The organism is Epilithonimonas arachidiradicis (assembly GCF_003610695.1).
Classification (GTDB): domain Bacteria; phylum Bacteroidota; class Bacteroidia; order Flavobacteriales; family Weeksellaceae; genus Epilithonimonas; species Epilithonimonas arachidiradicis.
In genome coordinates this window covers 1-23,096 of record NZ_RAQH01000010.1, presented here as the reverse complement: position 1 = coordinate 23,096, position 23,096 = coordinate 1, and the positions used below count along the sequence as shown (strand labels likewise).

The 23,096-nt window shown below is 36.1% G+C and carries 17 protein-coding genes; 9 read left to right on the top strand and 8 right to left on the bottom strand.

Annotation, left to right across the window (positions count from 1 at the left end):
- Positions 1 to 65: 65 nt before the first annotated feature.
- Positions 66 to 1,361 carry a tRNA lysidine(34) synthetase TilS gene (gene tilS / locus BXY58_RS14520; RefSeq protein WP_229728392.1) on the bottom strand — a complete coding sequence of 432 codons (1,296 nt, stop codon included), beginning with the start codon at positions 1,359 to 1,361 and terminating at the stop codon, positions 66 to 68.
- Positions 1,362 to 1,478: 117 nt separating this feature from the next.
- On the opposite strand from tilS, the gene BXY58_RS14515 reads away from it, so the two are divergent.
- From BXY58_RS14515 to BXY58_RS14505, 3 genes are all read left to right on the top strand, one after another.
- Positions 1,479 to 2,315, top strand: coding sequence for an OmpA/MotB family protein (locus BXY58_RS14515; protein ID WP_120214596.1), 837 nt, complete (start codon positions 1,479 to 1,481; stop codon positions 2,313 to 2,315).
- 251 nt (positions 2,316 to 2,566) lie between these two features.
- Positions 2,567 to 3,214 carry an O-methyltransferase gene (locus BXY58_RS14510; RefSeq protein ID WP_120214595.1) on the top strand — a complete coding sequence of 216 codons (648 nt, stop codon included), beginning with the start codon at positions 2,567 to 2,569 and terminating at the stop codon, positions 3,212 to 3,214.
- Positions 3,215 to 3,244: 30 nt separating this feature from the next.
- Entirely contained in the window at positions 3,245 to 3,961 is a 717-nt protein-coding gene (locus BXY58_RS14505) for a C40 family peptidase (RefSeq protein WP_120214594.1), read from the top strand.
- 48 nt (positions 3,962 to 4,009) lie between these two features.
- On the opposite strand, the gene BXY58_RS16875 is transcribed toward BXY58_RS14505, so the two are convergent.
- The 6 genes from BXY58_RS16875 to BXY58_RS14475 form a co-directional block, all read right to left on the bottom strand.
- On the bottom strand, positions 4,010 to 4,264 hold the full coding sequence (locus BXY58_RS16875; protein WP_147366853.1) for a hypothetical protein: 255 nt from the start codon (positions 4,262 to 4,264) through the stop codon (positions 4,010 to 4,012).
- A gap of 20 nt (positions 4,265 to 4,284) precedes the next feature.
- Complete coding sequence (locus BXY58_RS14495) at positions 4,285 to 6,456, bottom strand: TonB-dependent receptor plug domain-containing protein (RefSeq protein WP_229728398.1); 2,172 nt, start codon at positions 6,454 to 6,456, stop codon at positions 4,285 to 4,287.
- A gap of 422 nt (positions 6,457 to 6,878) precedes the next feature.
- Complete coding sequence (kdsA, locus tag BXY58_RS14490) at positions 6,879 to 7,688, bottom strand: 3-deoxy-8-phosphooctulonate synthase (protein ID WP_120214592.1); 810 nt, start codon at positions 7,686 to 7,688, stop codon at positions 6,879 to 6,881.
- A gap of 79 nt (positions 7,689 to 7,767) precedes the next feature.
- Positions 7,768 to 8,400 (bottom strand): hypothetical protein, encoded by a 633-nt coding sequence (locus BXY58_RS14485; protein ID WP_120214591.1) that lies wholly within the window; start codon positions 8,398 to 8,400, stop codon positions 7,768 to 7,770.
- A complete protein-coding gene (locus tag BXY58_RS14480) occupies positions 8,393 to 8,926 on the bottom strand; it encodes a DUF1697 domain-containing protein (protein ID WP_120214590.1) in 534 nt (177 codons plus the stop codon). Before BXY58_RS14480 ends, BXY58_RS14485 begins: the two co-directional genes overlap by 8 nt.
- 148 nt (positions 8,927 to 9,074) lie before the next feature.
- Entirely contained in the window at positions 9,075 to 12,560 is a 3,486-nt protein-coding gene (locus BXY58_RS14475) for a glycosyltransferase family 117 protein (RefSeq protein ID WP_120214589.1), read from the bottom strand.
- Positions 12,561 to 12,778: 218 nt separating this feature from the next.
- On the opposite strand from BXY58_RS14475, the gene BXY58_RS14470 reads away from it, so the two are divergent.
- The 3 genes from BXY58_RS14470 (at position 12,779) to BXY58_RS14460 (ending at position 15,697) form a co-directional block, all read left to right on the top strand.
- Complete coding sequence (locus tag BXY58_RS14470) at positions 12,779 to 13,816, top strand: PLP-dependent cysteine synthase family protein (RefSeq protein ID WP_120214588.1); 1,038 nt, start codon at positions 12,779 to 12,781, stop codon at positions 13,814 to 13,816.
- Positions 13,817 to 13,891: 75 nt separating this feature from the next.
- A complete protein-coding gene (locus tag BXY58_RS14465; RefSeq protein ID WP_120214587.1) occupies positions 13,892 to 15,163 on the top strand; it encodes an aminotransferase class I/II-fold pyridoxal phosphate-dependent enzyme in 1,272 nt (423 codons plus the stop codon).
- Between the two features lie 9 nt (positions 15,164 to 15,172).
- Positions 15,173 to 15,697, top strand: a complete 525-nt coding sequence (locus BXY58_RS14460) for a GNAT family N-acetyltransferase (RefSeq protein ID WP_120214586.1) — start codon at positions 15,173 to 15,175, stop codon at positions 15,695 to 15,697.
- Between the two features lie 318 nt (positions 15,698 to 16,015).
- On the opposite strand, the gene BXY58_RS14455 is transcribed toward BXY58_RS14460, so the two are convergent.
- Positions 16,016 to 17,551, bottom strand: coding sequence for a serine hydrolase (locus tag BXY58_RS14455; RefSeq protein ID WP_120214585.1), 1,536 nt, complete (start codon positions 17,549 to 17,551; stop codon positions 16,016 to 16,018).
- Between the two features lie 395 nt (positions 17,552 to 17,946).
- Between BXY58_RS14455 and BXY58_RS14450 the strand changes: the two genes are divergently transcribed.
- From BXY58_RS14450 to BXY58_RS14440, 3 genes are all read left to right on the top strand, one after another.
- A complete protein-coding gene (locus BXY58_RS14450; protein ID WP_120214584.1) occupies positions 17,947 to 18,498 on the top strand; it encodes a DNA-3-methyladenine glycosylase I in 552 nt (183 codons plus the stop codon).
- Positions 18,499 to 18,691: 193 nt separating this feature from the next.
- The gene (gene pyrF / locus BXY58_RS14445) at positions 18,692 to 20,050 is read left to right on the top strand and encodes an orotidine-5'-phosphate decarboxylase (RefSeq protein ID WP_120214583.1); all 1,359 of its coding nucleotides are present in this window, start codon (positions 18,692 to 18,694) and stop codon (positions 20,048 to 20,050) included.
- A 65-nt stretch (positions 20,051 to 20,115) separates the two neighbouring features.
- Positions 20,116 to 22,932, top strand: coding sequence for an aminopeptidase (locus BXY58_RS14440; RefSeq protein WP_120214582.1), 2,817 nt, complete (start codon positions 20,116 to 20,118; stop codon positions 22,930 to 22,932).
- Positions 22,933 to 23,096 lie beyond the last annotated feature (164 nt).

Genomic DNA, 23,096 nt, shown 5'->3' with positions numbered 1-23,096 from the left:
GGTCACAAAGTTTCTTCACAAGGACACAATTAGTGACCTTAGTAAAATCCTTGTGCTCTTTGTGGTTAAACTCTAACTTCCAAATAATCTGACGAATTTTCAGATACAAATCTCCCGTCCTGCCGAAAAGGCAATACGCCTAAGATTCGTTCATCAGCATCACAAAGAAGCCAGATTTTTTGCTTCGCTAAAATAGACAATTTTTCATCCTTAAAAAACTTCGAAATTTTCTTTTTACCAATCATTCCAATAGGAAAAAACAAATCGCCTTCTTGTTTTCTTCTCAATTTCAAAGGTAATTGAATCTTATTTTTATCAATTTTCCAAAAACAAGTTCCGAATTCTTGAATTTCAATCTTAACATTTTCAGGAATAATGATTTCGTTCTTAATAATTTCAAGCCTAATCTCTTCCATCCTCCATCTTCTATCTACCATCTTTTCCTTAAAAATCAATTCATTCCGATTAATGATCAATTGAAAATCAGAATTAAAAAATAAGCTTCCGGTTTGAGCTGACAGAACTTTCTGCATTTCGTTTTCATCATTGAAACCAAATCGTTTTAAAATTTCATATCGAATCAATTCAGATTCTTCTGAGAATTTTTGTTTATCGATGATGATTTGATTTTCGCTGGAATTTATTTTGAGAGCTTCAATTTTCTCATTCACAGATTCATCAATAAAATCTTTAGCCTGATTGATATAATTGATGCTATTTGAAAAATTATTTAGAAAATCTGGATTAATTTTTTCTAGTTCCGGAACAATATGATGTCGGATTTTATTCCGTAGATAATCAGTTTTTTGGTTGGATTGATCTTCTCGAAATTCGATTTGGTTCTGTTTTGCAAAATCGTAAATCTCTTCCTTAGAAAAATCAAGAAGCGGACGAATAATGCCATTTTCATTTTGCGGAATTCCACTTAAACCCCGGATTCCTGCTGCTTTGGAAAGATTCATAATAAATGTTTCCAGCTGGTCATTCAGATGATGTGCTGTGACTAAAAAATCAAGGTTTTCTCTCTGTTGAATTTCTCTGAAAAATCGATAACGTAATTCTCTCGCCCAATTTTGAATTGAATTTTCCGGCTGCTCATCTTTCTCCGAAACTTCATACAGATGAAAAGGAATTTTATGTTTTTTACAAAAGTCAGAAACCAGTGTTTGGTCCAGATTAGAATCCTCATGACGAAGATGATAATTAACGTGTGCTACTTCGAATTTCAAATCGCGGATTCTGAACAGCTCAGCAAGAACCATGGAGTCCACGCCTCCACTTACAGCCAAAAGGTATGTTTTTTGATGCGGTTGGTTCAGAAATCGTTTTAGATTATTCTGAAATTTTAAGAGAGTTAACACAATTTTATAACGAAATAATAAGTTATAAGCACAAAGATACAGTTATAATCCTTACTTTTGAAACGATTTTGAATTTACACTTTACAAAGAGATAAAGAACAAATTAAATATTTTACTATGAGATTATTTAAAATTTTGACAATGGCGGCTGTGGGACTTTCCCTCGCATCGTGTGTCAGCAAAAAACAATTCGACGCCCTTAATCTGAACTACAAGCAATGTGTAGAAGATGCGGGTGAAAGAATGCGTCAAATCCAGGATTTGAAAAGCGCTAACTCGGGTCTTCAAAGCCAAAACGACTTATTGGTTGGTCAAAATAATGCACTGAAATCCAGTCTTGATGCTTGTCTGTCCAATGCCGGAAAAGGTTCTGCTAACATCGATAAATTGGTTGGAGAAATCAACGCTTCCAACGCTTATATTAAACAATTGATTTCTGGAAAAAGCAGAAACGACAGTTTGAATTTGGCTTTATCTAACAAGCTGAAACGTTCTCTGGACAATGTGGCTGATCAGGATGTTGATGTAAAGGTTCTAAAAGGTGTGGTACTGATTTCGTTATCAGACAAGATGCTTTACCAAGTTGGAAAGTATGACATCCAGCCGGCTGCAGCAGACGTTCTAGCTAAGGTTGCTAAAGTCATTAACGACTACGATACTTACAGCGTCTTGATTGAAGGTAACACAGATAATACGCCGCTAAGCAGTGCCAATGCGCCAAGAGACAACTGGGATTTATCGGCACTTAGAGCGACTGCGGTTGCAAAAGTTCTTCAGAATCAGTTTGGTGTGAATCCTAACCGAATTACAGCGGGTGGTAGAGGCGAATACAATCCGAAAACGACCAACGCTTCAGTTTCCGGAAGATCTGAAAACCGTAGAACGGAAATCATCATTATGCCGAAACTGGATGAGTTTATGAAGTTAATGGACATTGCTCCGGTAAAGAAATAAATCATAAACGATGAATGATAATCGATTACTCATTCAGAATTTGTAAAACTCAACCTCGTCAGAAATGGCGAGGTTTTTTATTTGGGCAGCTTTATCCGCCTTCCACTCCCGCTATTTTTTGCCTTTGCTTTTCCAGCCACAAAAAATGAGCTCCGTTCAAGCCGGGCATCAGATTCGACATCAATACAACATCGATCATAACTTAAACATTTAGTACCTTTGAACCTCAAACCAAAAACTCCGAACTCCTAATGAGTTATTTCGAAGAATTAGACAAAGAAATGGACAGATACTTGGAAGAAACCGCTTCCGAAGAACCTGCCATTCTCAAAAAATTAAGAAAAGAAACTTATCAGAAAACGACTCAACCGCATATGATTTCCGGTTATCTGCAAGGTCGTCTTTTGAGCATTTTATCGCATATTATCCAGCCAAAAAATGTTTTGGAAATCGGGACTTTTACAGGTTACGCAGCGTTGAGTATGGCAGAAGGCATACCGAAAGATGGGAAAATCTACACAATTGATAAGAATGAAGACCTAGCTTATATTCCACAAAAATACTTTTCAGAAAGTGATTACAAGGATCAAATCGAATTCATCATTGGTGATGCGAAAGAAGAAATCAAAAAACTGGATAAAGTTTGGGATTTGATTTTCATAGACGCGGACAAGGAAAGCTATCTGGAATATTTGAAACTCATCAAACCCAATCTCCGCTCGGGAAGTATCATTTTGATTGACAACGTTCTTTGGTACGGAAAAGTCCTTGAAAATAATCCGAAAGATAAACAAACAGAGCAAATCAAACTCGTGAATAAAATCATCGCCGAAGATTCTGATTTCGAAAATCTAATCTTACCTTTGCGAGACGGATTACACTTGATTAGAAAGAAATAATTCGTATTTTTAAATTCATAATTGATTGAAATGAATAAAGGCATTTGCAATGTTTCCATCGCGCCACTGAGAGCAGACAGTTCTGACAAAAGCGAAATCGTATCCCAACTACTTTACGGTGAGTCTGCGGATATCATCGAGGTTAAAGATAATTGGACCAAAATCATAACGCATTATGATAATTACGAAGCGTGGATGGACACAAAACAAATTTCGCCTGTTTCTGATGAATTAATAGCATCAAGAAAAAGAAACCTTGTGAAAGAACCTTTCCAATCTACAATGACGGAAAGTGGAAAAGTACTTTTATCAATGGGTTCTGAAGTTAATTTTGAAACGACTGCGCCGACTCGCGGACGTGACCTCAGCGAAAGTATTATAAATTGTGCTAAAGAGTTTCTAAATGTTCCTTATTTGTGGGGCGGAAAAAGCTTTTTCGGAATCGATTGCAGTGGTTTTACACAAATTATTTATAAAATCCACGGCATCAAAATACCAAGAGATACTTATCAGCAGGCAGAACTCGGAGAAGCATTAACTTTTATCGAGGAAGCAAAACCAGGCGATTTGGCTTTTTTTGAAAATTCTGAAGGAAGGATTATCCACGTCGGCTTTATTCTGGCAGACCAAAAAATCATCCACGCTCACGGAAAAGTGAGAATTGACAGTTTAGATTCCACAGGAATCTTCAACAAAGACCAAAATAAGCATACCCATAAATTAAGATTCATTAGATCTTATTTTTAAAACAAAAAGCTTCCAAATTTGGAAGCTTTTTATTTATTTGAAGGAAAATCAACTGAGCAGATTTCTGTTCTTCATTTCTTCTTTTACTTTTCCGTAGCTGAAAATATTGGCAATAATCAATGGAATAAAGGTCAATGGCAAAATTGTAAAAACGCCAAATCCCTTCGTAACCGTTATATAGAGACAAGTCACAAGAAGCAGAATAAAAATACTGAAAAAGATTTTTAAAACCATCCTTGCTTGCTTGAATGACCTTTGTAATTCTTCATTCGATAATTCGGTGAGGTTTTGTGACTGTTTCATTACTTTATTTCTCAACTGTACTACAATTTGAATTCCAATTTGACATTGAAGAACCTTCCTGTCAATCTAACCGGCACTGGATAATACAATTGTGGTGAAGAATTAACATCACTGATCCATTGGTTGGCAATCGTATTATTAATATTAAATGCATTGAAAATCTGAACGCCTAAAGTCAGTTCTTTGAATTTGCCCCAGAAATTACCGCTTGCCTTGTTGTCCTTTTGGTCAATAAAGACTTTCGTCAGACCAATGTCAACTCTTTTGTAAGAAGGTAAAGTTTTCTGGTAACGGTAAGCTGCCAAATAATCCGGCAAGCCTGCTGCATCAAATAAAACCGGCGTTCCAGAATTAATTCCGCTGGCGAAGGTCAACGTTAAATTAACTCTCATACTTGGAAACTTCGGCATATAATCCTGGTAGAACATAGAAAAACGGAAACGCTGATCTGTAGGTCTAGGAATATATCCGTTTCCATCAATATTTTCATAAACTCTCGCGTAACTTGCAGAAATCCAAGAATCAACTCCCGGAACAAATTGTCCGAATAACCTTGCGTCTAAACCATAAGCATAACCTTCCGCATTATTTTTACCAGAATATCTTACTCTTACATTATCCAAATAATACGGAATTAAATTTTCCATTTTCTTGTAGTAAGCTTCCGTTGTCAATTTGAAAGGCTTTCTGTTATCATTATTTCCAATCTTGAATTCGTAATCGTTGGCAATGATGATCTGATAAGATTTCTGAGCTTTGATATCAGAATTGAAACTGCCTGTCAGATCCTTAATCTCCTTATAGAAAGGTGCCTGATAGTAAACACCTCCGGAAACTCGGAACAACATATCCATATCCCAGTTAGGTTTGATGGCAAATTGTGCTCTTGGACTAAACAAGGTTTCTTTATTATAACTCCAGTTCTGAACTCTCGCTCCACCATTAACAAAGATTCTGTTGCTTCCCCAATAGAATTTTTTAGAGAATTGAGCATAAGCAGAAATTCTTGTCGGTGTAATATTGTTTTGTCCTGCGATGTAATATTTAAGATTAAGATCAGAAGTATCAAGATTTCCAGGAATGACAAAATCTCTAGGATTGCTGTAACCGATAGAATCTACAAACTGCCACTCATTGGTGAAATCCTTAATCGTTTCTCTTTCGAATTTTGCGCCTACTTCGATATCTGTATTGACATCCGGGGAGAATTTGGTTCTGAATTGAGATCCAACAACTCTTACTAATAAGTCATTTCTGGCGTGATCAATTTGTCCACCCGCATCATAACCTGCAACAGGATTTCCCTCCTCGTCAAATGCTTCCAAGATATAACCCGAAGCCAAAGAATAGTATTCTCTTTCTCTGTTTTGGTAAGCAAAATTATCTAAACTGAACTGCCATTTCTTACTTGGTTTGAAGTTAACGCTTACCGTTCCCATCATATTCTTGTACTGATCATCTTCTTGCCCGTTGTAGAAAACAGTCAGTTTTAGAGGTTGTAAAAGACTACCAAAATCTACTTCTTTCTGCTTTGGAACCATCTGATAATCGTTCTTTGCATAGTAACCTAAGAAAGACAGAGACCACTTTTCATTGAACTGATAATTAAGATAGGTCTGTAAATCCATATATCGTGGATTGAAATCTGTATCTTCATTCAGAGTATTAAGAACAAGGTTGGTATTTCTATAACGTGCAGAAACTAATCCTGTAAATTTTTTATCTTTTGATGCAAAACCTGTTGTTAAACGTCCGCCAATCAAACTTGCTTCTCCGGAGAGTTCGAATTTCTCAGGTTGTCTGTAATAAATATTAAGCGCAGAAGACATTTTATCACCATATCTCGGTTCAAATCCACCCGCAGAAAAGTTGATCATCCCTACCATATCTGGATTGATGATACTCATCCCTTCCTGCAAAGAGTTACGAGTCAAAAACGGACGATAAAGCTCAACATCATTAATGTAAATTAAGTTCTCATCATAATTTCCACCTCTTACCATAATCTGGGAAGATAACTCGGAATTGGAATTGACCGATGGTAAACTTTTCAAAAGGCCTTCCACGCCACCTCCTAAAGAAGCCACTTCTCTCGCTTCTTTCACAGATATCTCAACCGAAGTCAAATCATTGGTTTTACGGATTCCTTTTTTCTGGAAAACAACTTCCTGAATCTCTGTAGCATTAGCCACTGGTAAGAAAAGAACATTAACAGTTTGAGATTTTGGTGATGTTTTGATGGTTTTAGAAAAACCTTTGAAGTTTTCTTTTTGCACTTTCAGTTCTTTTTCAGAATCAGAAAGCGGAATTCTTACAAAACCGTTTTTATCGGTCTGATAAGTCTGGTCATTATAGGTAACCTCAGCTTCGGAAACTGCTTTACCGTCTTCATCGAGAACTTTTAAATTGATTTGAGAAAATGCCAAAACGGGCAAAAAGAAAAGAATTAAAAGAATATAATTTTTCAATGTTGTAGTTTTTTATCTGAATTTATTTTTAACGCATTCTTGAGTGAACAAAAATAGCAATTAATACAAAGAACGAAAGAATATTTATAAATCTTATATGAAAAACTGAAATTAACAAAAAAGTCCGGCAATTCCGGACTTTAATTTTATAATATCGCTTCTCTGATTCTTGTCAGTTTCCCAAGCAAGTCATCAAGCAAATCTAATTTCAACATATTTGCACCGTCAGATTTCGCTACAGATGGGTCTGGATGAGTTTCAATGAACAATCCGTCTGCACCCACTGCAATTCCAGCTTTGGCAATCGTTTCTATCAACTCTGGTCTTCCGCCTGTCACGCCAGAATTTTGATTCGGTTGTTGAAGAGAGTGCGTTACATCCAAAATCACCGGAGAATATTCCCTCATTGTCGGTATTCCACGGAAATCTACAACCAAATCACTGTAGCCAAAAGTATTTCCTCTTTCGATAATTGCTGTTTTATCATTTCCGGAATCTTTCACTTTCTGAACAGCAAATTTCATTGCTTCTGGTGAAAGAAACTGTCCTTTTTTAAGCGTCACTGCTTTCCCAGTTTCTGCTGCTGCAATCAACAAATCGGTTTGTCTAACTAAAAAAGCCGGAATTTGCAAAACATCCACATATTCTGCAGCCAAAGCGGCGTGCCCATTCTCGTGAATATCTGTTGTCGTAGGAATATTAAAAGTTTCTCCCACTTTTTTAAGAATCTTCAAAGCTTTCTCGTCGCCGATTCCTGTGAAAGAATCTACACGGCTTCTATTTGCCTTTCTGAAAGATCCTTTGAAAATATAAGGAATATTGTATTTGTCGGAAAGCTTCACGATATGTTCTGCAATCTGCAAAGCCATTGTTTCATCTTCGATTGCGCAAGGTCCTGCAATCAGGAAAAAGTTCTTGGAATCTTTGTGATGAATCTTATCTAAATATTGTATCATTTTTTTGATTTTAAATTATAAAGTTCAGATTGTTTTATGTCTGAAAATCGAATACAAATATACGGATTAATGAGTATAATTACTTGTTCATACTTTTAACCGTTTTTCCTACTGCAAATAATATTTGATCGATAAAATAAACATAATCATTTTCAGATTTTAGTTCTGGACTTATTTCTTCGGAAACTAACCAGTTTTTATATTCATTAATATATTTTATATGCCCTTTTTCAATAATTTTAATTTTTTCATAATTTTTGTAAACACAAAAAGCTCTTATAACATGCTGATCAATTATTGGTTCATTAGACTTTTTTGTAAGATGTCTACCAAACTGATGAAAAACTAAAGATTCAGTAACTTGAAGTTCTTCATCCTCAGTAGATAAAATCCCCTTTATTATATGATTTATTTTTTTCAAATCACCATTTTTCCAAGCTAATGCATATAATAGCTTAGTTACAACATGTGATTCTTCGAATGAAACTTCGCTATTAAATTGATAATTTTGATCTAAAATATTAGCAGCTACTAATTGCTGAATTTCTTGGGCCGAAATTTTAAACCTAATTTTAGGATATGTTTCGACTGAAATCTTATTTTTCTGAAATTCAAAATCATCTAATATCTTTTGAAGACAATTAACTGATCTAGCTTTTTTAATTTCTTCAAAAGCTGATTTTACGAAATTTTTAATTTCAGGATTATACATCAAATTTCTTTATTATTTTTTCAAAAGTATTCACATTCCTGCTCGTCATTTTATCTTTCAGACTTTTCTTACCAAGCACTTTCCCGAAATTGGAATCTAAAGTTTGTCCTTTTGGAACTTGCCAATAGAATATATTATTGATGATTTTACCTTTCTCTCCTTCTGCTTTGCTTGATTTCTCAAATTCTTCCAACAATGTTTCTTCTACTTTTTTTGAACCGAGGAAAACGTAATTATGAAAATTCTCGATTGTTGGAAATGGGTCATTTTTTAAAATTTCAATAACTTCTTTTTCATTTTTGATGAAAAGAAAAGCTTCGTAATTGAAATGATCTGACATTGCTTTTTCCAAAATCTTCTTTAATTCCACAGAATCTTTATCGGATTGAAACAGAATATTCCCACTCGCCAAAACCGAAGATACGTTTTGGACACCTGCATCAGTAAAGACTTTGCAAACATCTGCCATTTTCATATTGGTTCCTTTAACATTCACGCCACGGAGGAAAGCACAAAAGTTGTTCATAGTTGATAGTGATAGTTGATAGTTGATAGTTGATAGTTGATAGCAAAATTACACTTTAAAACTTTGACTGAATGATAATATTTAAAACAAAAAACCCTTTCAGAGTTCTAACTCTGAAAGGGTTGATATAGTTTCAGTAGATAACTTTCTACTGTGTGACTTTCATCAATTGTTTTGTGATGTTATCCATCTTTTCAGCTTCGTAAGTTGTATCGTAATCTTTCATAATATCAAACAGATACGAGTAGAACGATGTCACTTTCTGAACATCATCGGCTTTTTTGAAGGCCTTTTCTTTGCCCATCTCCTGCAAATCTTTGATAAATGTATTGAATCTCTTATCAATAACATTCAGAGAGTTGACAAGATATTCGTAACCTTTTTCCTTCTGTCCGATTTTGTTGTAAGCATCGGAAACTGCGCCAACCACGAGAGAATATTCCATTGGTTTCACCTTCATTTGCCTTGCCGCGTAAACCTGGAATTTCGGAGATAATCTGGTGTAATAATCATACTCTTCGAAGATTCCTTTTTTGAGGTCTTCTGCCAGTTTCAGTCCTTTTTGCTCTTGTCCGGCAACGATATAAGCGTAAACAATAGAACTCAAAGACCTTGGATCATTATATTTGGAGACCGGGATTTCTCTGCTTGCTAAATCCAGAACTTCAATCGCCTTTTGCTTCTCGCCTTTCAGAACCAGAGCCTCAGCCGCTCTACTTGCCGATGATCTGTAACCGATGATATTCTGCGTACAAGTCTCGTCAAAATGGACTTTCAAATCTTTGAAATTACCCCATCTGTAATTTTTCACAATGTTGTAAAGCTCGTCCGCATTCACCATTCCTAACTCGCCATCCGGAGACTCTTCGGTTTTGATTGGAACCAATCTGTAGCTGAATCCATCAAACTTAAGATAATTGGACAAGAAGAATAGATTGCTTCCGTCGTAAATCCCACCGCTTGAGAAGTTGATTGGGCGTTTCCAATCAAAGTTGGCCAGGATATCCAGCATCATCATATTATTTTTGAACATACTAGAACCTTTATAATCGATGACGATTTGCTTTTCTGCTTTTTGAGCTTCCGCTGCCGTGATGATTCTTGATTTAACGGCATTATTGACATTGACCGGAAGTACAAATTTGGAAACCGGAAGGAAGTTAAATTTCTGATAACGCTCTTCTCCGAAAATCATTTTAACAATTTCATCTTTTTCAGGCGATTTCATTTTCAGGAAGTTAACCGCTTCTTTCATTGTGATAGAATCCTGAGTCAGATATTTTCTGAAGGCTGCAAATTCTGTATCTGGTGCACCTTGATCTTTTAAATTCGCAAAAATATTAGACCAATCGTCCTTCGTCATCATATAAACCTGGTCGTTGGAACCCTCACGGTAATCTTCGTGTTCCAGAGTTGACGGAACAGGCATTGAGTTGTAAGTTCTTCTCTTAACCTGGTCAATGTTCCAAGGTGTTGACAACAATGTAAAATTCACCACTTTTACATCCGGACGGAATTCCTCAGTTTCCTGAATGGCCCAAACCGGATAGGTATCATTATCGCCATAAACGAACATTATTCCGTCTTTTGGCAGTGATTTCAAACTTGAATAAGCGTAATCGTAAGCTGTATAACGTCCGCTTCTGTCGTGAACATTATAGTTCTGGAAGCCCATCATAAAAGGAATTCCCAATAAAACGACACCCACAATAATCTGAGCTGATTTGCTTTTTACTTTTTTCTGAAGCAACCAATAGATTGCTGCAACACCTAATCCAATCCAAATCGCAAATGCGTAGAAGGAACCGACCATCGCATAATCTCTTTCACGAGGTTCAAATGGCTTCATCCCGGTATAGAATACAATCCCAACACTTGTTAAAATGAATAAAGATAATATCGCGTAGAATCTTCCAAAATCTCTATTCAATTGGAAGAAGAATCCTAGTAAACCTAAAATCAAAGGCAACATAAAGAACTTAACCGTGCTTTCATTCTGGAATTTAGCAGGCATCTCGCTCTGGTCGCCCCAAATATTATTATCGATAAAAGGAATACCTGTAATGAAGTTTCCATTCGTGTTTTCCATATGCCCTTCGACATCGTTCTGACGACCAGCAAAATTCCAAAGCAAATATCTTCCGAAATAATAGTAGTTCTGGAATGTGATAAAATAGTCTAAATTTTGTGCTAAAGTCGGTTTCTGAACATTGATAATTCCGAATTGTTTCGCTTTCAGATAATCATCCATTTTGATGGTTCCGTTCTCATATTTTTGACGAAGTTCATCAAAGAATTGTTTCGCTTCCGGACTTTCGGAGATTTGCTCATTCCCATAATTGAAAGTGAAATCCGGCGCACCGTACATCGAGATGTAATTCGGCATCACCGATTTATCCTCACTAAACATTCTTGGCAAGAAACCAACGTGTTCTTTGCTGTAAACATAATTGAACTTCTCTCCTACTTTGCGATATTGTCCTGTTGTAGCATCTTTCTCGTAAGTATCACCTGTTTTTTCAGTTTTGTAACTTCCGTCTTCATTTTTCTCAATTCCGTTCGGATCTAGATAAGCGGTATAATTTTGTCCGTACAACGTTGGCCAGTCACCATATTGTTCACGGTTATAGTAATCCAGCATTCCCAAGGCATTGTCCGGGTCATTAAGGTTCATTGGCGGATTGGCAATTGCCCGGATTGGGATAACCAGCCAACAAGAAAATCCAATTATCATATAAACGACTGACAAAGCAATCGTCTGATACAAAGATTTTCCGGTTTTTCTTGTATAAGTGATGAATAAATAACAAAGAACTGACAAAATAACAAATGCGAAAACTGTCCCTGAGTGGAAAGGCAGACCTAGTCCATTCACAAAGAATATTTCGGATTTTCCGAACAATGTCATTATCACAGGGAAAATAATTTTGAAGACAATGGCTAGGATTATTAAAGTAATTCCATTTGCCCAAAGGAAGGATTTCCAAGTGAACTTATAATTTCTGGTGTAATAAATCAGACAAACCGCAGGCAAAGCCAGCATACACATCATATGCACCCCTACAGATAAACCGATAACGAAGAACAAAAGGATAATCCATCTTTCGTTATCTTTTTCCAGATATTCATTTTCCCATTTAGTAATCAACCAGACAATCAATGCAATGAACATACTTGCCATCGCATAAACTTCACCTTCTACTGCTGAAAACCAAAATGTATCCGAAAATGTAAAACACAAAGCACCAACTGCTCCTGCAAACAAGGTTGCAATTTCTTCAGCAATTGTAATGTTTTCGAATTCTCTATTTAGTAATCTTCTTACAAGATGCGTAATGGTCCAGAATAAAAAGAGGATTGTAAACGCACTGAACAACGCCGACATCGCATTAATTACCAACGAATAATGCTGCCCGTCACCAAAAGCAAACAACGCAACAACGGCTCCAACCAATTGGAAAAGTGCAGCTCCCGGTGCGTGGGTAACCTCCAATTTAACCGCTGAAGAAATGTATTCTCCACAATCCCAGAAACTGAAGTTGGGTTCTATGGTTGATAAATAAGTGATAAATGCAATTACAAAAACTACCCATCCAAGAATAGTGTTCCATCGTTTAAAAGTCCAATTCTTCATACGGAAAATGAAATATCGGCGAATTTAACGTTTTTGATTCAGTTATTTAAGTTTTTAACAAAAATTAAATTTTGATACATTTTCTGAAAACGGCAGAAAAACAACTGATTTTTTGAATAAATATTTTGATTAAAATCAGATTCGCGCCACAAAAGTAAAAACATTGCAATTTTTTTTTTATTTTTGCAGACAGTTTTTGAGAGAAAAAATGATATAAAATGACGAATGTATACGATAATATTCTTGGTTTGATTGGCAACTCACCGTTAGTCAAGTTAAATCAGGTTACTAAGGACATTCCTGCGACAGTATACGCTAAGTTGGAGTCTTATAATCCAGGGCATTCTACAAAAGATAGAATTGCGCTTCATATTATAGAAAATGCAGAAAAACAGGGTATCCTAAAATCAGATTCTGTAATTGTAGAAACTACTTCCGGAAACACCGGTTTTTCTATTGCAATGGTTTGTATCGTCAAAGGTTACAAATGCATCCTTGCCGTTAGTGATAAAACAAAAGCTGAAAAAATTGCTTATTTAAAGGCACTTGGCGCAACAGTTTATGTTTGCCCGGCTTCAGTTCCTGCAGATGACCCAAGATCTTACTATGAAGTAGCTAAAAGAATTGCTGCGGAAACTCCTAATTCGGTTTACATCAATCAATATTTCAATGAATTGAATATTGATGCACATTACCAGACTACAGGTCCTGAAATCTGGAAACAAACAGAAGGAAAAATCACGCATCTTTTTGCTTGTACAGGTACCGGCGGTACGCTTTCCGGTTCTGCAAAATATCTGAAAGAACAAAATCCTGATATCAAAGTAATTGGTGTAGACGCAGATGGCTCTATCCTGAAAACTTACCACGAAACAGGAAAAATCAATAAAACAGAAATTCATCCTTATCAGATAGAAGGTCTTGGAAAAAACCTGATTCCAGGCGCTCTTTTATTTGACACGATTGATGAATATGTTAGGGTTAATGACGAGATGTCGGCTTACAGAACCCGCGAGATTGCTTTGAAAGAGGCTATTATGGGCGGCTATACCACCGGCGCTGTCACTCAGGCTTTGATTCAGTATGCGAATTCCCACGAGTTCAAAGAAGATGATTTGGTTGTATTAATTTATCCAGACCACGGTTCCCGCTATATTACCAAAGTGTACAGCGACAAATGGATGGAAGAGCAAGGCTTTATCAACAATTGTTTCCACAACTATGATGAAGTTTTCAAAACAGAAATCATCAAATAAAATTTAATCACAAAATTCATAACCTTTTGTCATACAAAAGGTTTTTTCAATCAATAAAAATATCAGTTAGAAAAAATGGACATTTTTGAAAGAATAAAACAAAATCCAGGTCCACTAGGACAATTTGCAGATTATGGCGAAGGATACTATATTTTCCCAAGATTAGAAGGACCAATTGGCCCGAGAATGAAGTTCCAGGGGAAAGACGTCATATTTTGGAGTGCTAATGATTATTTGGGAATGTGCAATCATCCCGAAGTTTTGGAAGCCGATGCCAAAGCCGCTGCAGAGTTTGGAATGTTTTATCCGATGGGTGCAAGAGCTATGTCCGGAGAAACTGAACAGCATTTGCAATTGGAAAGAGAATTGGCGGAATTCGTTAAGAAAGATTCAGCTTATCTTTTGAATTTTGGTTACCAGGGAATGGTGTCTTGCATCGATGCTTTGGTTTCAAGAAATGACGTAATTGTTTACGACGTAGATTCTCACGCTTGTATCGTGGACGGTGTCAGATTGCACGCTGGTAAGCGTTTTACTTACAGACACAATGATATTGCAAGTTTTGAAAAGAACTTGATCAGAGCTCAGAAAGTCACTGAAGAAACAGGTGGCGGAATTTTGGTAATTACTGAAGGTGTTTTCGGAATGAGAGGACAACAAGGTAAACTGAAAGAGATCTGCGCACTTAAAGACAAATATAAATTCAGAATCCTTGTGGACGATGCGCACGGATTCGGAACATTGGGAGAAACTGGTGCAGGAGCTGGTGAAGAGCAAGGTTGCCAGGACCAGATCGATGTTTACTTCTCTACGTTTGCGAAATCAATGGCAGGTTTCGGTGCTTTCTTGGCCGGAGATAAAGAAATTATCCGTTATCTGAAATTCAACCTGAGATCCCAGATTTTTGCTAAATCTCTGACAATGCCAATGGTAATCGGAGGTTTGAAGAGATTGGAACTGTTAAGAACAAGACCGGAAATCAAAGCTAAGCTTTGGGAAAATGTTGAAAAACTCCAAGGCGGACTTAAAAAAATCGGATATAACCTTGGCGACACCAACACTTGTGTAACGCCGGTTTTCATCCAGGGAACACCAGTTGAAGCAACTTTATTAGTTAAAGAATTGAGAGAAGATTACGGGATTTTCACCTCTGTTGTGGTTTATCCGGTAATTCCAAAAGGAATGATTCTTTTGAGACTGATTCCAACCGCTTCTCACACTGATGCTGAAATCAACGAAACCCTTGCAGCTTTCGAATCGATTTACAACAAATTAGCAAACGGTTATTACAAAGAAGCAGAAGCTAAATTATTAAAAGAACAAAATCTTCAGTTCAAAGAGATTTAATCATTGGATATGAGTGATATTCAAATCAAAAAAGTCGGCTTAGAAGACATTGCTGATCTACAGATCATCGGAAAACAAACTTTTGCCGAGACATTTTCAGAAGGGAATTCCGAGGAAGATATGAATCAATATCTGGAAGAAAAGTTTTCTGTTTCGCAATTGAAATCAGAACTTTCAGATGAGAATTCGATGTTCTATTTTGCTTTGGTTGATAAGAATGTTGTGGGTTATCTTAAGGTCAATTCGGGTGATTCCCAAACTGAGATCAAAGATAAAAATGCTCTGGAAATCGAAAGGATCTACGTTATAAAGGATTTTCACGGAAAAAGTGTTGCAAAATACCTTTACAACAAAGCTATTGAAATTGCTGAATCCAAAAACGTTGATTACGTTTGGTTAGGTGTTTGGGAAGAAAATGCAAGAGCCATAAGTTTCTACAAGAAAAATAATTTTGTAGAGTTTGATAAACATATTTTCAAACTCGGAAATGACGAGCAAACTGACATTATGATGAAACTTCACCTCCACAAATAAAAAAAGCCGATTTGAATTTTCAAATCGGCTTTTTTATGCAAAAGATCTTCAGACTTCCTGTATGTCTCTTTTTGAAATATCAATAGATTCAATCACATTTAATGATTTGATTGATTCCTTCTTCAAAAAACATTATTAATGGATTATTTGGAAATTTCGATTTTATCTCGTTCCAAAAATATTGTTTTATAATATTATTAAAAATGCTGAAATAATTAATATCAAAATACAAATATTAATAATCCAATCTGTTTTTTTATCTACTTTGACTCCAAATAGGAACTCAATTATATTTTTAGGAGGAATCATTAAATATTTCTAATTAATCTTCCTCAAATCCAGATCCTCAAAATCAAAACTAAAATCCGTCACATCAGAAATCGGTTTCATTTTCGCAGAAACCGCTTTGCCGTTTTCATCAAAATTTAAAGTAAAAAACGCATCAGCATCATAACTTCTGTCATCCCATTTTGCAACAAAAGCATTCGCAGAATAGGGAATTAAATCGCCTTTAAGCCTTGGAGAAGACTTAGAAATAATTCTGTAACCTTTGCCCTGCTTGGACACCTCAACAATCCCGAACCATTCATCTTTGTACCAACCGATAAATTGGTCGTCTTTCAAATCGGATTTGAATTTTGAAGCTTTATCATAAACCTCTTTCTTCTGTTTTGCGAAAGTCTCTTCATTTTTTTTATTTCTGTCACCATAAAGTTTTAGCCAATCACGATTTTCAACGCCGAGATAAGCATCTTTCACAGAGTTGGTAATCGTCGAGAAAGCTGCTCCGGACTGTTGATTCGTCAAAACTACAATTCCCAGTTTCAAATCCGGAATCAATGTAAAATGGGTTACCGTTCCTATCAAACCTCCGGAATGCTGAACCTGCAAATGGCCTTTAACATCGCTCAAAAACCAGCCCAATCCGTAACCATAAAAATGAGTATCATAAGGCGAAGTCATCCCAACTTTATCCGGAATCTGAAGACTCCACAATTCGTGGGCATTTTTCTCAGAAACCAAACGTTTTCCGTCTTTAGTCACAAATCCATTCAGAAGAAAGTTCGCCCAAGTTGTCATATCCTGGATGTTACTCATAATGCCGCCAGCGGCGTTCGCTGTTTCATTCCAATCGTGCGGAACAGCAATAGCTTTTCCATCAACCGGAGCGTGTGCATCGATGATATTTTGTGAATTTTTTGCTCTATTATAAGACCCGAAACTCGCCGTCATCCCGACAGGTTTCATAATTCTTTGCTCAATAAAGTCCGCCCATTGCAAACCGGAAACTCTGTGAATCACCTCGCCAGCCACGATAAACATAATATTGTTATAATCCAAAGTCGTTCTGAAAGGATTTTCTGGTTTCAAGTAACGAACATTGTGAACAATATCATTCACAGTCAGATTTCCACCTTCTGGGAAAAACATTAGATCACCTTGTCCCAATCCTAATCCAGCTCTGTGTGTCACCAAATCCTTGATGGTCACATTTTGAGAAACGTAAGCATCTGCCATTTGGAACTCAGGGATATATTTTGTCACTTTATCGTCCCAGTTGATTTTGCCTTCATCAGCCAAAATCGCCAAAGCAGTACAGGTAAAACCTTTACTATTAGAAGCAATTCCTACCAACGTATTGTCATCCATCGGCTGATTATTTTTAAGTGAGCGAACACCGAAACCTTTCGCATATATAAGTTTTCCGTCTTTCACAATGCCAACAGACATCCCAGGAACATCAAAGGTTTTAAGTGAGTTCTGAATCAGTTCGTCGAGTTTTTTTTCCTCAATCTGAGCATTAACAAAGGCAAAAGAGGTAAGTAAAAAGAAAAAAGATATTGATTTATACATTGTAAAAAAGCTTTGCACGAAGATATGAAATTGTTAATTCTAATCCTTAATCATATTCACAGTTGATTGAACAATATTTCAAACCCGTTATCATTGTTAAATTTTAATCTTTGACTGTCTTCTCAATCTCTTTGATAATCTACTTAAGACATTTGACAGTCTACTTAAGACCCTTGATTGTGTACTCAACATCTTTGACTGTCTATTCAATTTCTCTGACAGTCTACTTAACTCTTCTGAATACTTACTCAAGACCTCTGACTGCCTACTCAACTCTTCTGAATACTTACTCAAGACCTCTGACTGTCTACTTAACTCGTCCGTTTTCCTATTTTAGGGAAATTTTAATAACCGGTAAAAAAAATTACCTTTACATTCAATTTTAAAAATATAAGATGTCATACTGCCAAGCCATAGAAACAATGCAGCCCGAAGACCGGAAAGCGTTGCACAAAAACTACCACGATAATCATTATGGTTTTCCGATTCACAATGATGATGAATTGTTTGGAAGACTCATAATGGAAATCAATCAGGCTGGATTGAGTTGGGAAACGATTCTCAAAAAGGAAGATTCTTTCCGAAAAGCCTACAGCAATTTCAGTATTGAAAAAATAGCTGCTTATACAGAAAAAGACCGAGAAAGATTACTATCAGACCCAGGAATTATCCGAAATAAACTAAAAGTCAATGCCGCCATAGAAAATGCTAAAACCATTTTGGAACTGAAAAAGGAATTTGGTTCTTTTGAAAAATGGCTGGAGCATCATCATCCGAAAACAAAGGAAGAATGGGTAAAACTGTTCAAAAAAACCTTTAGATTCACAGGCGGCGAAATCGTCGGTGAGTTTCTGATGAGTATTGGTTTTCTGAAAGGTGCGCATTCCGACGATTGCAAAATCAATGAAAGGATTTTTGCCGCGAATCCGAAGTGGAAAGAGGAATAAACCACAAAAGTCACAAAAGAAAGTGGTGAAAAATTCAATGAAATATTTTGAGCATTTAGTTTCCGTAGAATCTAAGCAAACTCTGTAGAGATTCCTACGGAATGACAAAATTGTGTTTTTGATTTTCAAACTTTTGTGGCTTTTGTGGTTAATAAAAATTAGCCTTAAATTTGTCGAAATCTAAAGAAAGTCAATGGAAAGTAAAAAAGAATTCTTCCTCGAGTGTTACAAACTCGGGATCATCAAGTTTGGGCGTTTTACACTGAAAAGCGGAATAGAAAGTCCATTTTATGTGGATTTGCGACCTCTCGCTTCTGACCCAAAAATCCTAAAAAAACTAGCCAATTATCTTTTGGAAATGCTTCCTTTGGATAATTTTGATATCATCTGCGGCGTTCCTTACGCGGCGCTTCCAATGGCAACAGCAATGTCTCTGGAAAGTTATCTTCCGTTGATCATCAAAAGAAAAGAAGCCAAAGCTTACGGAACCAAAAAACTGATTGAAGGGATTTACGAAAAAGGACAGAACTGTCTATTGGTGGAAGATGTCATCACATCAGGAAAATCCTTGGTTGAAACCATTGAAGAAGTTGAAAATGAAGGTATCAAAGTTTCAGACATCGTTGTGGTTCTAGATAGAGAACAAGGCGGAAAAGAAAAATTGGAAGCCAAAGGTTACAAAGTTCATTCGCTTTTCAATATTTCTGAGGTTGTGGAAATCCTTAGAGAAGTTAATTACATTGATGACGAAGAAGTTGCAAGAATTCAAGATTTTGTAAATGGAAATCAAGTGGTTTTTGAAGAGAAAAAACGTTTGTCATACGAGCAAAAATTAGAAGTTGCTGAACATTCTTTCGCAAAGAAAATACTTGAAATCGCCATTGAAAAAAGGTCAAACCTGATTGCATCAGCAGACTTTATCACAACAAAAGAATTATTAGATTTTGCTGATATTGTCGGTCCTCATATTGTGGCTCTTAAAACACATATTGATATTCTGAACGATTTTGATGCTGATGAAACCATTCTTCCGCTCAAAGATTTAGCAACGAAACATAATTTCCTTTTGATGGAAGACCGGAAATTTGCTGACATCGGGAACACCCAAGAACTGCAGTTTTCTTACGGAACTTACAAGATTTCCAACTGGGCAGATTTGGTAACCTCCCACGTCATTGGTGGAAGCAAAAGCTTAGATTGCTTTATGAATGTTGGTGTTGTAGCGATTTTAGGAATGTCTTCCCAAGGCACTTTAACCGATGCTCATTATCGTGAAGAAGCTTTGAAAATCATCGAAAATCACCCAAGTATAATCGGCTGTGTAGCACAAAATCAAGTTTCTGACCAGCTTTTATTATTCACACCAGGCGTTAATTTAGCGACAAGTGGTGATGATAAAGGACAACAATACAATTCGCCGGAACACGTGATTAAAAATTACGGAACAGATTTCATCATTGTGGGACGCGGCATTTATAAAGCCGATGAGCCGGAGCAAGAAGCTTTGCGTTACAAAAACGAAGGCTGGAAAGCTTATCAGGATTCTTTGTAATTTTAACAATATAACTTCTCGCTTCATCAGAAAAAAGTAGTAGTTTTAGTTACTGATATTTTTTGATGAAGCGATTCCTTTTATGTTTGGTCTTATTTCTTCCTTTTTTCTGGGCAAAGGCTCAGCAGGACAGCATTTTGTTGAATGTAAAACTGAATGAAGACCAAAAATCAATTTCTGTAGAGCAAACTTTGATCTATCACAATCCGCATCAGAAATCCATCAGTCAAATCAAGCTGCTGAATTGGGTTTCGGCTTATCAGAAACGCAAAACGCCACTTCTCAAAAGAAAAATTGAAGACCGGAAAAAGGATTTGTACTTTGCTAAGGAAAATCAACTGGGGAAGCTGGAAAGCCTTCAATATTCTTATGGAAACACATCGTCAGAAATCCTTAATAAAACTCAGGAAAACATCTTCATTCCGCTTTCGGAACCTTTGGAATCCGGCAAAAGTATTAGACTTAATCTGAAATATCAAATTCAGTTGCCAGATGCCCGTTTTACCGGTTATGGTGTGGACGCAAATCATATTCTTTTAAAATATTTTTTCCTGGTCCCGGAAACTTATGAAAATGAAAATCAAAGTAACGTTTCATATCGGGATACGGAAGAAACTGCCAACGCTGGCTCATTTTGGAGTGTGAATTTCGAGATTTCAAACAGTTGGAAAGTTTATTCTAACCTTAATCAAAAATCAGATTCCAAATTTGAAGGAACTTCGATCAATGACCCGGAATTTCAATTTTCCAGAGAGATTTATCCCGAATTTTTATTAGATATCGACAGTCAGAAAATCAATATCCAACTAGGTTATCAGATCACTGAATATCAAAGACAGGTTTTAGGTTTTCTTTTGCCAACGCATCTCAAATTCATAAAGGCAAGAGTTGGAAATCTGCCTGACAAATTGTTCATCACTCAAAAATTCCTGAATAAGGAAGAGTTCATTGGCATTGATGATATCAAATTCTGGAAATTCAAATATCAGATGTTTACGGATTATGAAAAGACGGATCTAGATTACTTCAGTGCGGTCTCAAAGAAAATAATGGACGAATATTTCATTACTAATAAAACGGAAGAACACTGGCTGAAAAACGGCTTGAAATCCTACCTCGAAATCCAATATCTGAAAAATTTCTACCCTAACCATAAACTTCTTGGGAATCTACCTGACAATGCGAAGATCTTCGGAATCAAGCCTTTGAAATTATTTCACGCCTCCAAGCTGAAACTTTCCGAGCGTTACGGATTGGCTTATCATTATATCTATACGCAAAATCTTGATCAGAAAATCACCACGCCTTATTACTTATTAAGCAATTTTAATACAACTGCAATCAGTCAGTTTGAGATGGGAAGTCTTTTGAATTATATTTCGGAATACCAAGGTTCGGATTCATTTGATTTTTTTCTGAAAAACTATCTTTCGTCTAATTATAAAACCAAAACAACAGGTAAGGATTTCCTCATTAGCCTGGAAAAATTCACTTCAGGAAAATCAGTCTTTCTGAGTCCTATGATGGATGAGAAGCACAGGATTAATTTTAATTTGAAAAATATTAAAGTACAAAACGATCATTATCAGGTAAACATCAAAAATAAAAATGCTTCCAATATCCCTGTAAAAATTGAATCGGAAAATAAGAATGATGAGAAAACAACTTATTGGAAAGATGGCAGCTCCAAAGCAAAAGACTCGATTCTGATTCCAAAGGAAAATGTGGCAAAAATTGTTTTAAATGATAATTACGTTTTTCCTGAATCCAATTACAGAGACAATTATATCTATACGAAAGGCTTATTTTCCAATACAAAAAAAATAAAATTCAAGCTGATCAAAGATATTCAGAACCCTGAATACAATGAAATTTTCTTGACACCGAGATTAACCTTCAATGCTTATGATAAGATCTTGGTCGGTCTCAATTTTAAGAATCAGGGGATTTATGATCAAAAATTTGATTATTCGTTCACACCTTATTACAGTACAGGAACAGGGAAATTGACGGGTTCGGGTGCACTTGGCTATTCGATTCTTCCACCTAACAGTTTTTTCAGGAGCTGGAATTTTGCGGTTTCAGGGTCCTATTTTCATTATAATACAAATTTAGCTTATAAAAGATTTGGAGCAGCAACAGCACTTAATTTCAACAAAAATCCGAGAAGTGCCATTGGAAGAAGTTTATATTTCTCATATAATTATTATGAGCGGGAATTGACACCATTGATGATTGAGAATAATTTGTATTCCAAATATAATCTTTGGAATCTTGGTTATTCTTATTCTGATAACCGATTGATTCACGAAAAATACATCTCGGGCAATTTGCAATGGATGGAAGATTTTCAGAAAATTTCTGTCGAAGCGTTTTACCGCTGGGAATATGCGAAGGACAAAAAAATCAGTTTCCGCTGGTTTGCCGGGTATTTTTTGACAAATGACACGAAGAATGCTTTGTTTAATTATGGAATATCGCGTGTTTCCAACTATTCTTTTTCTTATGGATTATTGGGACAGAGTGCCACTTCGGGAATCCTATCTCAGCAGTTTATTCTGGCAGAGGGCGGTTTCAAATCGATGTTCAATACTTCAGTTAATCAATTCATCACCAGTATTAATGTTGATTCTCATCTTTGGAAATGGTTCAACCTGTATGCTGATGCGGGGATTTATAAAAATAAGAGCAGAAGTACCGAATTCATTTGGGATTCCGGCGTAAAGGTAAAAGTGGTGCCGGATTTTTTGGAAATCTATTTTCCTGTAGCGTCCAATTTAGGATTTGAGCCCACATTCAAAGACTATGGTTACAGGATACGATATACCTTGGTTCTGAATCTTGGTGCTCTGATTAATAATCTCAGACGGGGAGTTTTCTAAATAAAAACCACCGAGAGATCGGTGGTTAAAATATAGAGAATGTGTTATTAGTTTTTCGTGATTATTTTTGACACTCTCCCATAAAGTGTGTAAGTTAAAAAGTGAGGGCTTGGATTTTATAATCTGAGCCTTTCTTCAAAAATAAGCATAAATTGGTTGAGAAT

Bases quoted from the DNA above. Each gene is read 5' to 3' on its own strand.
- BXY58_RS14515 (WP_120214596.1), top strand. From the start codon at position 1,479: ATGAGATTATTTAAAATTTTGACAATGGCGGCTGTGGGACTTTCCCTC.
- BXY58_RS14510 (WP_120214595.1), top strand. From the start codon at position 2,567: ATGAGTTATTTCGAAGAATTAGACAAAGAAATGGACAGATACTTGGAA.
- BXY58_RS14505 (WP_120214594.1), top strand. From the start codon at position 3,245: ATGAATAAAGGCATTTGCAATGTTTCCATCGCGCCACTGAGAGCAGAC.
- BXY58_RS16875 (WP_147366853.1), bottom strand. From the start codon at position 4,264: ATGAAACAGTCACAAAACCTCACCGAATTATCGAATGAAGAATTACAA.
- kdsA (WP_120214592.1), bottom strand. From the start codon at position 7,688: ATGATACAATATTTAGATAAGATTCATCACAAAGATTCCAAGAACTTT.
- BXY58_RS14485 (WP_120214591.1), bottom strand. From the start codon at position 8,400: ATGTATAATCCTGAAATTAAAAATTTCGTAAAATCAGCTTTTGAAGAA.
- BXY58_RS14480 (WP_120214590.1), bottom strand. From the start codon at position 8,926: ATGAACAACTTTTGTGCTTTCCTCCGTGGCGTGAATGTTAAAGGAACC.
- BXY58_RS14475 (WP_120214589.1), bottom strand. From the start codon at position 12,560: ATGAAGAATTGGACTTTTAAACGATGGAACACTATTCTTGGATGGGTA.
- BXY58_RS14470 (WP_120214588.1), top strand. From the start codon at position 12,779: ATGACGAATGTATACGATAATATTCTTGGTTTGATTGGCAACTCACCG.
- BXY58_RS14465 (WP_120214587.1), top strand. From the start codon at position 13,892: ATGGACATTTTTGAAAGAATAAAACAAAATCCAGGTCCACTAGGACAA.
- BXY58_RS14460 (WP_120214586.1), top strand. From the start codon at position 15,173: ATGAGTGATATTCAAATCAAAAAAGTCGGCTTAGAAGACATTGCTGAT.
- BXY58_RS14455 (WP_120214585.1), bottom strand. From the start codon at position 17,551: ATGTATAAATCAATATCTTTTTTCTTTTTACTTACCTCTTTTGCCTTT.
- BXY58_RS14450 (WP_120214584.1), top strand. From the start codon at position 17,947: ATGTCATACTGCCAAGCCATAGAAACAATGCAGCCCGAAGACCGGAAA.
- pyrF (WP_120214583.1), top strand. From the start codon at position 18,692: ATGGAAAGTAAAAAAGAATTCTTCCTCGAGTGTTACAAACTCGGGATC.
- BXY58_RS14440 (WP_120214582.1), top strand. From the start codon at position 20,116: ATGAAGCGATTCCTTTTATGTTTGGTCTTATTTCTTCCTTTTTTCTGG.